The sequence below is a fragment of the Delftia sp. DLF01 genome (genome assembly GCF_014852125.1).
GTDB classification, from domain to species: domain Bacteria; phylum Pseudomonadota; class Gammaproteobacteria; order Burkholderiales; family Burkholderiaceae_C; genus Comamonas; species Comamonas acidovorans.
In genome coordinates, this window is record NZ_JACVAZ010000007.1 from 1 (window position 1) to 13,473 (window position 13,473).

10 protein-coding genes are annotated in these 13,473 nt (G+C 69.7%); 5 read left to right on the forward strand and 5 right to left on the reverse strand.

Annotated elements, in window-relative coordinates; genetic code table 11:
* The 4 genes from IB269_RS27310 to IB269_RS27325 form a co-directional block, all read left to right on the forward strand.
* On the forward strand, positions 1–1,414 hold a 1,414-nt coding region (locus IB269_RS27310; RefSeq protein WP_192368783.1), incomplete at its 5' end, for an efflux RND transporter periplasmic adaptor subunit.
* Between the two features lie 46 nt (positions 1,415–1,460).
* Positions 1,461–4,598: an MdtB/MuxB family multidrug efflux RND transporter permease subunit gene (locus IB269_RS27315; protein WP_192368784.1), complete on the forward strand. Its 3,138-nt coding sequence runs from the start codon at positions 1,461–1,463 to the stop codon at positions 4,596–4,598.
* A 213-nt stretch (positions 4,599–4,811) separates the two neighbouring features.
* The gene (locus IB269_RS27320) at positions 4,812–7,973 is read left to right on the forward strand and encodes a multidrug efflux RND transporter permease subunit (protein ID WP_180317743.1); all 3,162 of its coding nucleotides are present in this window, start codon (positions 4,812–4,814) and stop codon (positions 7,971–7,973) included.
* 23 nt (positions 7,974–7,996) lie between these two features.
* On the forward strand, positions 7,997–9,496 hold the full coding sequence (locus tag IB269_RS27325) for an efflux transporter outer membrane subunit (RefSeq protein ID WP_192368908.1): 1,500 nt from the start codon (positions 7,997–7,999) through the stop codon (positions 9,494–9,496).
* Between the two features lie 3 nt (positions 9,497–9,499).
* Here the strand turns inward: IB269_RS27325 and IB269_RS27330 are convergent, their stop codons facing one another.
* Positions 9,500–9,865, reverse strand: a complete 366-nt coding sequence (locus tag IB269_RS27330) for a hypothetical protein (RefSeq protein ID WP_192368785.1) — start codon at positions 9,863–9,865, stop codon at positions 9,500–9,502.
* A gap of 92 nt (positions 9,866–9,957) precedes the next feature.
* Between IB269_RS27330 and IB269_RS27335 the strand changes: the two genes are divergently transcribed.
* Positions 9,958–10,644 carry an ATP-binding cassette domain-containing protein gene (locus IB269_RS27335; RefSeq protein WP_192368786.1) on the forward strand — a complete coding sequence of 229 codons (687 nt, stop codon included), beginning with the start codon at positions 9,958–9,960 and terminating at the stop codon, positions 10,642–10,644.
* 25 nt (positions 10,645–10,669) lie between these two features.
* Here IB269_RS27335 and IB269_RS27340 read toward each other — a convergent pair whose 3' ends face one another.
* From IB269_RS27340 to IB269_RS27355, 4 genes are read right to left on the reverse strand one after another with little or no spacing between them, the layout of a single operon-like run.
* Entirely contained in the window at positions 10,670–11,479 is an 810-nt protein-coding gene (locus IB269_RS27340; protein ID WP_192368787.1) for a LytR/AlgR family response regulator transcription factor, read from the reverse strand.
* A gap of 1 nt (position 11,480) precedes the next feature.
* Positions 11,481–12,569: a sensor histidine kinase gene (locus IB269_RS27345; RefSeq protein ID WP_192368788.1), complete on the reverse strand. Its 1,089-nt coding sequence runs from the start codon at positions 12,567–12,569 to the stop codon at positions 11,481–11,483.
* A gap of 29 nt (positions 12,570–12,598) precedes the next feature.
* Positions 12,599–12,925, reverse strand: coding sequence for a 2TM domain-containing protein (locus IB269_RS27350; protein WP_192368789.1), 327 nt, complete (start codon positions 12,923–12,925; stop codon positions 12,599–12,601).
* A 34-nt stretch (positions 12,926–12,959) separates the two neighbouring features.
* On the reverse strand, positions 12,960–13,370 hold the full coding sequence (locus tag IB269_RS27355; RefSeq protein WP_013803596.1) for a DUF2306 domain-containing protein: 411 nt from the start codon (positions 13,368–13,370) through the stop codon (positions 12,960–12,962).
* Positions 13,371–13,473: the final 103 nt, after the last annotated feature.

Consider the following 13,473-nt stretch of genomic DNA (forward strand, 5'->3'; position numbering starts at 1 on the left):
GCGTGCGGGAGGCGGCCGGCGCGGCCCCGGCGGGCCGGGTGGGCCTGGCGGCCCCGGCGCCATGGGTGCCCAGGCGCAGCCGGTGTCCGTGGGCGTGGTGGAGCGGCGCGACATGCGTGTGCTGATCAGCGCCATCGGCACCATGAACCCGCGCGCCACGGCCGTGGTGCGCGCCAAGGTGTCAGGCGAGTTGCTGCGCCTGCATTTCAAGGAAGGCGACGAGGTCAAGGCCGGCCAGCTGCTGGCCGAGATCGATCCGCGCAGCTTCCAGGCCAGCTTCAACCAGATCCAGGGCACGCTGCAGCGCGACCAGGCGCTGCTCAAGAACGCCCAGCTGGACCTGCAGCGCTACAAGGAGCTGCAGGCACAGGATTCCATTGCCGGCCAGCAGGTCGATACCCAGGCTGCGCTGGTGCGCCAGTACCAGGGCACGGTGGCCGCCGACCAGGCCCAGGCCGATGCGGCCAAGCTGCAACTGAGCTACACGCGCATCACGGCGCCCATTGCGGGCCGGCTGGGCCTGCGCCAGGCCGACCGGGGCAATGTGGTTAACCCTTCGGACACCAACGGCATCGTCACCATCACCCAGGTCAAGCCCATCGACGCGGTGTTCTCCGTGCCCGAGGTTCATGTGGGCACGCTGGCACGGCGCCTGGCCGAGGGGCGCGAGCTGCCCGTGGAGCTGTGGGACCGGGACCTGAAGCAGCAACTGGGCCGCGGCCGGCTCAATGCGGTGGACAACAGCATCGACATCGCCACCGGCACCATCAAGGCCAAGGCCGCCTTCGACAATGCCGAGGGCCGGCTGTTCGCCAACCAGTTCGTCAACGTCAAGCTGGAAGTGGACCGGCTGGAGCAGGCGCTGACCGTGCCGACCACGGCCGTGCAGAACAACTACGTCTACCTGGTCCAGGAGGATGGCACGGTGACGCAGCGGCGCATCGCCGTGGGCGTGACCGATGGCGACCGGGTGAGCGTGAAGGGCGAACTCAAGCCTGGCGAGCAGGTGGTGGTGGACGGCATTGACCGCCTGCGCGAAGGCGCCAAGGTCACGGTGATCGAGCCCGACAAGGTGCAGAAGGTGGACCAGGCCGTGCAGGATGCCTCCGGCCAGCCGCGCGGCATGCGCAATCTGCCGCCCGATGTGCGCGCCAAGCTGGCGACCATGAACCCCGACGAGCGCAAGGCCTACCTGCAGAAGCTGCGTGCCGAGCGCGGTGGGCAGCGCAATGGGGGTAACGGTGGAAGCGGCGGCAATGGCGGCAACGTGACCGCGCCGGCGGCCGAAGGCTCCGCGCCCGCAGGCCAGTCGCCGGCACCGTCGCCCGGATCGCCCCAGCCTTCGCCCGGCCCGACGCCTGCCGCGCCTTCTGCGCCTGCTGCTCCGGCGGTTCCCGCTCCGGCCGGGCGCTGAGCAGCGCCCCGGCACCTGAAGACTGCAAGCCCTTCCAGGCGGCCCCATGAATCTTTCCCGCATCTTCATCCTGCGACCCGTCGCCACCTCGCTGCTGATGGTGGCGGTGCTGATCGCCGGCCTGCTGGCCTACCGGCTGTTGCCGATTTCGGCCCTGCCCGAGGTGGACTACCCCACCATCCAGGTCACCACGCTGTACCCCGGTGCCAGCCCCGACGTGATGACCTCCAACGTCACCGCGCCGCTGGAGCGCCAGCTCGGCCAGATGCCGGGGCTGTCGCAGATGTCGTCCACCAGTTCGGGCGGCGCCTCGGTGATCACGCTGCGCTTTGCGCTGGACATGGCCATGGACGTGGCCGAGCAGCAGGTGCAGGCCGCCATCAACGCGGGCTCCAACCTGCTGCCCAGCGACCTGCCCATGCCCCCGCTGTACAGCAAGGTCAACCCGGCGGATGCGCCCATCCTCACGCTGGCCATCACCTCGCCCTCGCTGCCGGTGATCCGTGTCAACGACCTGGTGGAAAACCGCCTGGCGCCCAAGCTCTCGCAGGTCAACGGCGTGGGGCTGGTGGCGATTGCCGGTGGGCGCCGGCCTGCCGTGCGCATCCAGGCCAACCCGACGGCGCTGGCCGGCCTGGGCATGACGCTGGACGATGTGCGCACCGCCATCGCCGCCGCCAACGTCAAGCAGGCCAAGGGCGGCTTCGACGGCCCGGCGCGCGCCTCCACCATCGATGCCAACGACCAGCTGCAGTCGGCGGCCGAGTACCGCAACCTCATCATCGCCTTCAAGAACGGCCTGCCCGTGCGCCTGTCCGACATCGCCCAGACCGTGGACGATGCCGAGAACACGCGCCTGGCCGCCTGGGCCGGCACGCCCGAAGGCGGCTCGCGCGCGGGCGTGATCCTCAACATCCGGCGCCAGCCCGGCGCCAATGTGATCGAGACGGTGGACCGCATCAAGGCGCTGCTGCCCCAGCTCAAGGAGACGCTGCCGGCCTCGCTGGACGTGCAGGTGCTGACCGACCGCACGGTGACCATCCGCGCCTCGGTCAACGACATGCAGCTGGAACTGATGCTGGCCATCGCCCTGGTGGTGGCGGTGATCTTCGTCTTCCTGCGCAGCGCCTCGGCCACGCTGATCCCGAGCTTTGCCGTGCCGCTGTCGCTGATCGGCACCTTCGGCGTGATGTACCTGGCCGGTTTTTCCATCAACAACCTCACGCTGATGGCGCTGACGATCTCCACCGGCTTCGTGGTGGACGATGCCATCGTGATGATCGAGAACATCGCGCGCTTCGTGGAAAAGGGCGAGCCGCCCATGCAGGCCGCGCTCAAGGGCGCCAAGCAGATCGGCTTCACCATCATCTCGCTGACGATTTCGCTGATCGCCGTGCTGATCCCGCTGCTGTTCATGGGCGACGTGGTGGGGCGGCTGTTCCACGAGTTCGCCATCACCATGGCGGTGGCCATCCTGATCTCAGCCGTGGTCTCGCTGACGCTCACGCCCATGCTGTGCGCACGGCTGCTGCGCCACCAGCCCGAAGGGGCCGAGGAAGAGCGGCATGGCCGCCTGTACCACGCCACGGGCCGTTTCTTCGACCGCACCATTGCCGGCTACGGCCGCATCCTCACCTGGGTGCTGGACCGCCGGGGCCTGACCTGGATCGTCTTCCTGGCCACGCTGGCCGTGACCGTGCTGCTGTACTTTGCCGTGCCCAAGGGCTTCTTCCCGGACCAGGACACGGGCACCATCCAGGCCACGACCGAGGCCGACCAGTCCATCTCGTTTGCCGCCATGGCCGAGCGCCAGCAGGCCCTGGCCGAGCTGCTGCTCAAGGACCCGGCCGTGCAGAGCATCTCGTCCTTCATCGGCGTCGATGGCAGCAACACCACGCTGAACACGGGCCGGCTGCTGATCGACCTCAAGCCCCACGGCCAGCGCGATGGCGTGCCCGCCGTGCTGCGCCGCCTGTCCGACGATGCGCTGCAGATCCCGGGCATACGCCTGTACGCCCAGCCCGTGCAGGACCTGACCATCGAGGACCGCGTGGCGCGCACCCAGTACCAGCTGCTGATGTCCTCGCCCGACATGGCGCAGCTGACCACCAGCACCCAGGCCCTGGTCGAGCGCATGCACGACCTGCCCGAGCTGGTGGACGTGGGCAGCGACCTGCAGAACCAGGGCCTGCAGGCCTTCGTGCAGATCGACCGGGCACAGGCCAGCCGGCTGGGCGTGACGGTCGCCGCCATCGACACGGCGCTGTACAACGCCTTCGGCCAGCGGCTGATCTCCACCATCTTCACGCAGTCCAACCAGTACCGCGTGGTGCTGGAAGTGGCGCCGCAGTTCAAGGTCGGGCCCGAGTCGCTGCAGGCCATCTATGTGGCCTCCAGCGCGGGCGCGCCCGTGCCGCTGTCCTCGGTGGCCACGGTCAGCGAGCGGCCCATGGCCCTGGCCGTTAACCATGTGGGGCAGCTGCCGGCCGCCACCATCTCGTTCAACACCGCGCCCGGCGTGTCGCTGGGCCATGCGGTCAAGGCCGTGCAGGACCTGATGGCCCAGCTGCGCACCGAGGGCCATATGCCGCTGTCGGTGGATGCCGCCTTCCAGGGCGCGGCCCTGGCCTTCCAGGCCTCGCTGTCCAACACGCTGCTGCTGGTGCTGGCGGCCGTGATCACCATGTACATCGTGCTGGGCGTGCTCTATGAGAGCACCATCCACCCGGTGACCATCCTGTCCACGCTGCCCTCGGCCGGCGTGGGCGCGCTGCTGGCCCTGCTGCTGGCGGGGCTGGATCTGGACATCATCGCCATCATCGGCATCGTGCTGCTGATCGGCATCGTCAAGAAGAACGCGATCATGATGATCGACTTCGCGCTGGAGGCGCAGCGCGAGGAGGGGCACACGCCGCGCGAGGCCATCTACCAGGCCTGCCTGCTGCGGTTCCGGCCTATCCTGATGACGACTTTGGCGGCTTTGCTGGGGGCCTTGCCGTTGATGCTGGGGACGGGGGTGGGCAGTGAGTTGCGGCATCCGTTGGGGGTGACGTTGGTGGGGGGCTTGCTGGTGAGTCAGTTGTTGACTCTGTTCACTACGCCTGTGATTTATCTGACTTTTGAAGGGTGGGCGCAGAGGTGGCGGGATCGTCGGGGTGCTTCTTCGGAGCAGGCCCATGCTTGAGCTTGATCTGCGCTTTTGGCTGGCGCCGCTGGCCGGGGTTCGGTCCGGCGGCCGACCTACTTTCTTGCCTCGCAGCAAGAAAGTAGGCAAAGAAATGCGCCCTCACTGCCCACGACCCTTCGCTTCGCTGCGGGCAACCTGCGTTGGGCAGAGGGGGGAAGGCCGGGGGACGGGCCATCGCTTCGCTCGGCCTGGGATTTTTGGGGCTGGATCATGAGCCAGCTGTCCAATCTCTCGGCGCCGTTCATCTTCCGGCCCATTGCCACCATGCTGATGACCATCGGCCTGGCGCTGGCGGGGGCGGTGTCGTATTTCCTGCTGCCGGTGGCGCCGCTGCCGCAGGTGGACTATCCGACGATTTCGGTGTCCGCCAGCCTGCCGGGTGCAAGCCCCGACACCATGGCTGCCACGGTGGCGACGCCGCTGGAGCGGGCGCTGGGGGCGATTGCGGGGGTCAATGAGATCACGTCCAGCTCCAGCCTGGGCAGTACGCGCATCACGCTGCAGTTCGATCTGTCGCGCACGGTGGACAGCGCGGCGCGCGATGTGCAGGCCGCCATCAATGCGGCGCGCACGCTGCTGCCTTCGGGCATGCCGGGCAATCCTACGTATCGCAAGGTGAATCCGGCCGATGCGCCGATCATGATCCTGGCGCTGACGTCCAGCGCGCTGACGCGCGGGCAGATGTATGACGCGGCATCCACTGTGCTGGCGCAGAAGCTCTCGCAGGTGGAGGGCGTGGGCCAGGCGTCCATCAGCGGCGGGGCGCTGCCGGCCGTGCGCGTGGAGCTGGACCCGGTGAAGCTGGCGGCCAATGGCGTGTCGCTGGACCAGGTGCGTACCGCCATTTCGGCCACGAATGCCAACCGGCCGCTGGGCGCGGTGGAGCGCGAGGACCATTACTGGCAGGTGACCGCCAATGACCAGGCGCGCGTGGCGGCCGACTATGCGCCGCTGGTGCTGCGCTGGAGCAATGGCAATGCGATCCGGCTGCAGGACGTGGCCGATGTCACGGATTCGGTGCAGGACGTGCGCAACTACGGCGTGGCCAATGGCAAGCCCGCCATCCTGCTGCAGATCTTCAAGCAGCCCGATGCCAACATCCTGGAGGCCGTGGCGCGCGTGCGCTCTTTGCTGCCGCAGCTCAAGGCGTCCATCCCCGAGGCGATCGATCTGACCATCGTGTCCGACCGCACGCCCACGCTGCGCGCCTCGGTGGTGGAGGTGGAACGGGCGCTATTGATCGCCGTGGCGCTGGTGATCCTGGTGGTGTTCCTGTTCCTGCGCAATGGCCGGGCCACGCTGATTCCGGCCGTGGCCGTGCCGGTGTCGCTGGCGGGCACGTTCGGCGTGATGTACCTGGCCGGCTATACGCTGGACAACCTGTCGCTGATGGCGCTGACCGTGGCCACGGGCTTTGTGGTGGACGATGCCATCGTGGTGCTGGAGAACGTGATGCGCCACATGGAGCGCGGCAAGACCGCGCTGCGCGCGGCGCTGGACGGGGCGCGCGAGATCGGGTTCACCGTGGTGTCCATGAGCCTGTCGCTGATCGCGGTGTTCGTGCCCATCCTGTTCATGGGCGGCATCGTGGGGCGGTTCTTCCGCGAGTTCGCGGTGGTGATGTCGGCGGCCATTCTGATCTCGATGGTGGTGTCGCTGACCACCACGCCCATGATGTGCGCGGCGCTGCTGCGCCCGCAGCGTGTCGCTCAGCCGGGCCGGCCGCGCAATGGCCTGCAGCGCGCCTGGGACCGCTTCGGCGCCTGGGTGGGCCGGGCCGAGCGGCGTGCCATGTCCGGCTACCGCGCAAGCCTGGCCTGGTGCCTGCGCCACCAGCCGCTGGTGCTGCTGGTGCTGGCCGGCGTGGTGGCGCTGAACGTGCACCTGTACATGGCCATCGACAAGGGTTTCATGCCCAGCCAGGACACGGGCCGCGTGATGGGCTTCATCCGGGCCGACCAGTCCACCTCCTACCAGGCCATGGAGCAGCGGCTCAAGCGCTTCCTGTCCATCGTGCAGGAAGACCCGGCCGTGGAGTACGTGACGGGCTTCACGGGCGGCGGCCAGCGCAATGCGGCCAACATGTTCATGTCGCTCAAGCCGCTGGCCGAGCGCAAGGTGTCTTCCGACGAGGTGATCAACCGCCTGCGCGACAAGCTCAAGAACGAGCCCGGTGCGCGGCTGTTCATGGTCACGCAAAGCGATATCCGCATCGGCGGGCGGCAAAGCTCGGGCTCGTATGACTACACGCTGCAGGCCGACGACATCCAGGACCTGCGCACCTGGGAGCCGCGCATCCGCCAGGTGCTGTCGCAGCTGCCCCAGCTCACGGACGTGAACAGCGATGTGTCTGACTTCGGCCTGCAGACCTCGCTGGTGATCGACCGCGACGCGGCCACGCGCCTGGGGCTGACGGTGTCGCAGATCGACGGCACGCTCAACAACGCCTTCGGCCAGCGCCAGGTGGGCGTGATCTACAACCCGCTCAACCAATACCGCGTGGTGATGGAGGCCGCGCCCCGCTACCTGCAAAGCCCCGAGACGCTGCGCGGCTTCTTCTTCGTGAACAACCAGGGCGTGCAGGTGCCGCTGACCTCGTTTGCGCGCATCACCACCACCAACACGCCGCTGGCCGTGAACCACGACCGGGGCACGCCGGCCAGCACCATCAGCTTCAGCCTGGCCGAGGGCGTGGCGCTGTCGGATGCCAGCGACGCCATCCGCGCGGCCGTGGCTGATCTGGGCGTGCCCGTGTCGGTGCGCGGCAGCTTCAGCGGCACGGCCGGGGCCTTCCAGCAGGCGCTGTCCGGGCAGCCGCTGCTGATCCTGGCGGCCATCATCACCATCTACCTGGTGCTGGGCGTGCTCTATGAGAGCCTGGTGCATCCGCTGACCATCCTGTCCACGCTGCCCTCGGCCGGCGTGGGCGCGCTGATGGCGCTGATGTTGTTCAAGACGGAGTTCTCGCTGATCGCGCTGATCGGGGTGATTTTGCTGATCGGCATCGTCAAGAAGAACGCCATCATGATGATCGACTTCGCGCTGGAGCGGCAGCGCGCCGGCCATGCCACGGCCGCCCAGGCCATCTACCGCGCCTGCGAGCTGCGGCTGCGCCCCATCCTCATGACCAGCCTGGCGGCCATCTGCGGCGCACTGCCGCTGGCCCTGGGCCGGGGCGATGGCGCCGAACTGCGCCAGCCGCTGGGCATTGCCATCGTGGGCGGCCTGATGCTGAGCCAGCTGCTCACGCTCTACACCACGCCCGTGGTCTATGTGCTGCTGGACAGGCTGCGCCAGCGTGTCATGGGCCTGCGTGGCCGCGTGCAGGGCAAGGACCGTGGCACCCCTGTGCCAGCCGCATCACCCCAGTGAACCGAATCCGAAAGCCCAAGCTGATGCAGTTCAAGACACTTCACTCCCCGGCGATCTGGCTGGCCGCCGCGCTGCTGGCCGGCTGCTCCACGCAGAGCGCCTACCAGCGCCCCGCACTCGAAGTGCCGGCCCAGTTCAAGGAAGCCACGCCCGAGGCGGCCGAGGCCGGCATCTGGCGGCCCGCAGATCCGTCGCGTGCGCAAGTGCCCGACAACTGGTGGGAGCTGTTCGGCGACGAGCAGCTCAACCGCCTGCAGCAGCAGGCCGCCACCGGCAACCAGAGCATTGCCCAGGCCGCCGCGCGCCTGCGTGCCGCGCAGGCGGCCGTGGCCAGCAGCCAGGCCGGGTTGTTCCCCACGCTGGGCAGCACGGCCGGCGCCACGCGCTCGCGCAGCGGCGGGGCATCGGGTGCATCAGGCACGGGCGGCAACACCGGCAACACCGGCAGTAGCGGCAACATCTCGACCAACTACTCGCTGGGCCTGAACGCCAGCTGGGAGCTGGACCTGTGGGGCCGCGTGTCGGGCACGGTCAGTGCCAGCCAGGCCAGCGCCCAGGCCAGCAGCGACGACCTGGCCGCCGCGCGCCTGTCGGCCCAGGCATCGATCACGCAGACCTATTTCTCGCTGCGCGCGGCCGATGCCAGCGTGCGGCTGCTGCAGGAAACGCTGCAGGGCTACGAGCAAAGCCTGAAGCTCACCAACAACCGCTACCGCGCGGGCGTGGCCTCGTCGGCCGACGTGGCCCAGGCCGAGGCGCAGTACAAAAGCACCCAGGCCCAGCTCATCGAGGCACAGACCAGCCGCGCCCAGCTGGAGCACGCCCTGGCCGCGCTGCTGGGCCTGCCGCCGGCCGCCTTCAGCCTGGAGGCCGGCGCCGAGCTGCCGCCGCCGCCCGAGGTGCCGGCCATGCTGTCGTCCCAACTGCTGGAGCAGCGCCCCGACATTGCAGCGGCCGAGCGCCGCGTGGCCGCCGCCAATGCCCAGGTGGGCGTGGCGCGCGCGGCCTTCTTCCCGGCGCTCACGCTGTCGGCCACGGCCGGCTACCGGGGTGCATCGCTGTCCAACCTGGTGAGTGCGCCCAACCTGTTCTGGTCGCTGGGCCCGTCGCTGGCGCTGGCGCTGTTCGACGGCGGCGCGCGCACGGCGGCCGTGGAGTCGGCGCGCGCCTCGCTGGACCTGGCCGCCGCCACCTACCGCCAGACCGTGCTGACGGCGTTGCAGGAGGTGGAGGACAACCTGGTCACCGCATCCGCCCTGGCGCGCGAGCAGCAGGTGCAGATCGAGGCCGTGGCCGCCGCGCAGAAGGCGCTGGATGTCGTCAACAACCAGTACCGCGCGGGCACGGTGGCCTATCTGAATGTGCTCAGCGCACAGACCACGGTGCTGTCGGCGCGGCGCAGCCTGATCGATGTGCGCAACCGGCGGCTGGCCGCCGTCAACACCTTGCTCAAGAACGTGGCCGGGCGCTGGGAGCCGCTGGGGCCGGTGTCCGCGCAGGGGCCGCAGGCTGTCGCGCGCTGATGTTCAGTCCTGCAGCTCGAAGGCCTGGCGCAATGCTTCGCCGAAGGCCGCGCTGCCGCTGATCGACAGGTTCACCGTGGTGCGGCCATCCCCCGCCGCCACGGATTGCAGGCGCACCGTGGCTGCGTCAAAGCGCCAGGCCAGCGGCTGGCCGCCGTCGTCCTGGGCCTGCAGCTCGTAGTCCCAGTCGCCCCCTTCCTCGATGGGGCCGCGCCGGCCCTTGAAGCGGCGGTGCGCCCAGGCCAGCAATTGCTCCACCTCGGCTGCCAGCGCCGGCACGCGCGCGGCGGGCACGCTGGCCATGGCGTCCCAGCAGCCCGTGCCTTCGTCGTCTTCGCTGTAGTCGAAATCCAGGTAGTCGAGGGTCATGGTGGGGTCCGCCTGCGTGATGGGAAAAGGGAAAGCCCGGCATTGTGCCGCGTGCACAATTGCCCGCATCGCAGAACCGGAAAGACATTCAGATGGACACCGCACAGCAATCGATGGCGCCGCCGATGGTGAGCGCGCAGGCCCTGCGCTTCGGGCAGCCGGGCCTGCTGCTGTGGGATGGCGCCTCGCACGACTGGCCCGTGGGCCTGTGCCTGGTGCGCGGCGGCGAGGGCTGCGGCAAGACCAGCCTGCTGCAAATGCTGGCCGGCCAGTTGCCCTTGCAGGGCGGGCGCCTGGCGTATCCGCAGCAGCCGGACCCGTCGCAGCGCCCCGCGCTGTTCTGGCGCGACCCGCGCGCCGAGCTGTCCAATGCCGAGCGTGCCCGGCCCGCGCAGGAATGGGTGCATGCACAGCGGCAATTGCATCCGGCGTGGAGCGAGGCGGCATGGCAGGCCCATGCCGATGGCCTGGGCCTGGAGCTCCACCTGCACAAGCCCCTGCTGGCCCTGTCCACGGGCAGCCTGCGCAAGCTGTGGATGGCGGCAGGCTGGGCCAGCGGCGTGCCGCTGCTGCTGATCGACGAGCCGCTGGCCGCGCTGGACCGGGGATCGATCGACCATGTGCAGCGCACGCTGGCGGGGCTGAACCGGGCCGGCCAGCAATCTGCACCCGTGGCCGGGCACGGGCCGCGCTGCGTGATCGTCGCCCACTGGGACGAGATGCAGGGCGTGGCCTGGGACGACGTGCTGGACCTGCCCGATCAGCCGCCGCTGCGCTGACCGGAGCCGGCGTCTACATCGCCCCCTACATCGCCTTGAACCGCTGCGCGTAGAGGCGGCTCACGGCCAGTTTTTCCGCTCGCTCGCGCAGCTGCAGCCACAGCCGGCCGGCCTCGTCGCGCTGGGCGTTGGCAATGGCCGCCGCACGCACCACCGTGCCGCGGTGCACCTGCCAGAATTCCTCGGCATCCAGCCGGGGCAGCAGTTCCTTGAGCGGCGTGCGCACCAGGTACTCATGCGAGGCCGTGAGCACGCGCACGTACTTGTCGGCGGCCTCGAAGTAGACGACGTCCTGCACGGGCACCATCTGGATCTGCGTGCCCACGCCGGCCTGGATCATCTGCAGCGGCGGCTCGGTGGCGGCGGCGGGGGCCGTGGCGCCGGCCAGATGCCGCAATTGCTCCAGCGCCTGCGCCAGCGCAGCGCCAGCCGGGGCCACCGTGCGCTGGGCCAGTAGCTCGCGCAGGCGCTGCACGCTGCGCGCCAGCCGCTCGGGCTGCACGGGCTTGAGCAGGTAGTCCACGGCCTGGGCCTCGAAGGCGTCCATGGCGTACTGGTCATAGGCGGTCACGAAGACCAGGATGGGAAACGGCTGCGCCTCGGGCCAGGCGTCGGCCAGTTCGGCAGCGGCTTCCAGGCCGCTCTGGCCCGGCATACGGATGTCGAAGAACAGTACGTCCGGCTGCAGCGCCAGCGCCTGCCGGGCGGCACTCAGGCCGTCGCCCACCATGGCGGCAATCTGCAGCTCGGGCCAGGCGCGGGCCAGGGCCTGGCGCAGGTCCTCGGCCAGCAGGGGTTCGTCTTCGGCGATCAGGGCGCGGGGGGAGGAGGTCATTTCAACCGGCGTTGGCAATGGTGATTTTGGCGAGCGTGCCGCCTTCGGGCAGGGCGGCCAGTTCGAAGTGTGCGGCGTCGCCATAGCGGCTGGCCAGGCGCTCGCGCAGCTGGGCCGTGCCGAAGCGGCTGCCGGGCAGGGCGGGCGCACCGGAATCCAGGCCCATGCCGTTGTCGGCCACGGTCAGCTCCAGCTGGCCACCGGCGGTGCGGCGCGCGCGCACGGCGATATGCCCGCCTTCCAGCTTGGGCTCCAGTCCGTGGCGTATGCAGTTTTCCACCAGGGGCTGCAGCAGCAGCGGCGGAACGGGTACCTGGGCCAGGTCCTCGGGCAGGTCCAGCGTGTATTGCAGGCGCGCGCCCATGCGGATGGACATCAGCGCCAGGTAGTCGCGCAGGCGTGCGAACTCTTCGCCCAGCGCATGCTCGGTGCTGCGCGAGCCGCCCAGCGTGGCGCGCAGGTAGGCGATCAGATGGTCCAGCATGGCCTGGGCGCGCTGCGGGTCGCTGGCCACCAGCACGCGCAGGTTGGCCAGGGTGTTGAACAGCATGTGCGGCTCCAGCTGGGCCTGCAGCAGGGTGAGTTTGGCCTCGGCCGCCTGGCGTCGGGCCTGCTCGGCCTGCATCTGCAGGTGGCGCGAGTAGCCCAGCAGGAAGAAGGCCAGCGACATCACCGTGCTGGCGACGATGGTGACGGCCAGCGGTATCCACAGCCGGTGCATCAGGGCCGTGCTGGCGTCGGGATCGGCCCACTTCCTGTACGCCGTGCCGATCAGCGACCCGATCACGAACCCCGTCACGATGCCGGCCACCACCAGCGCGGCGCCGCGCCAGCCGCCGGGCCAGGGAATGTCCTGGCCCCGCGTCAGGCGCCAGCGGCCCAGTTCGATGGTGAGCCAGCTGGTCAGGCCGATCGACAGCGAGTAGATGAGGTTCACGTCCCAGCGGCCGTGGTTGCTCAGGCTGAATGCGGCGGCAATCAGGGCGCAGGCCGAGGTCGTTGCGATGCCGTGGCGCAGCAGCGTGGTCCGTTCCACGATGTGGCCCTGTGCGGCCCGCTGGGATGGGGCGTTGGATGCGAGGTCGGGCATGGAGAGCAATGGTAGTCCCATGGCGTCGTTTAGCGGGCGCGGCCCTGGCGTGACTGCAGCGCCTGCCGCTCGCTCTCCACCATGCGCCCGTGCCAGCCGTTGCCCGGCAGGGCCAGCCAGACCACGGCCCCGTGGATGGCCAGCCCCAGGCCCCAGCCCAGGGCCGGGAAGATGGCCCAGTGCCTGCCCTGGGACAGCGACAGCGCGGCCAGCCCGAGGTTGACCAGCACATAGACGCTGGCGTGGATCATCCAGCCCATCTTGGCGCCTGCGCGGCGGCGCGCCATGCGCTCCAGGGCGTCGTCGTCGTGGCGGGCAGAGGGATCGAGGGGATCAAGGGGATCGAGGGTGCGCATGGGAAGTTCTCCGTCAGGGGGAAGGAAAGCGGCTTCAGGCCAGGCCCAGCTGCTGCCACAGCAGGTCGCCCAGGTAGCGGCCGGGCAGCAGGGTGAACAGGCCCGCCACGACGCAGGCGCCGATGTAGACGCTGCGCATGATCTTGCGGTGGCCGGCGATGTTGCCGTGGTACAGGTGCCAGAACGAGCGGCCCAGGCCGGCAAAGGTCAGCGGCACCAGCAGGTGGACGGGCGTGTAGCCGGCCCAGTTGGGCAGGCGGTAGTCGCGGATGAAGCAGGCGGACACCGCCGCGCAGACCATGAGCGTGACGAAGGCGTAGCCGGCCGCGCGGTGCAGGCGGGGATGGACGGCGGCCTGGCGGCGTGCCAGCAAGGCGATGGCACCCGTGGCCGTGGCCCCGAGGGCGGCGCTCATGTGGATGGCGATCAGCGGTGTCATTTGCATGGCGGTGTCCTGGCGTGCGGCCCGGTTCTGCGGGCCTGTATGGGACAGGACTGTCGCTGCCGGGCGCCGCCGGGGCCAGCGCCATGCGACGGACGGGCGCCGG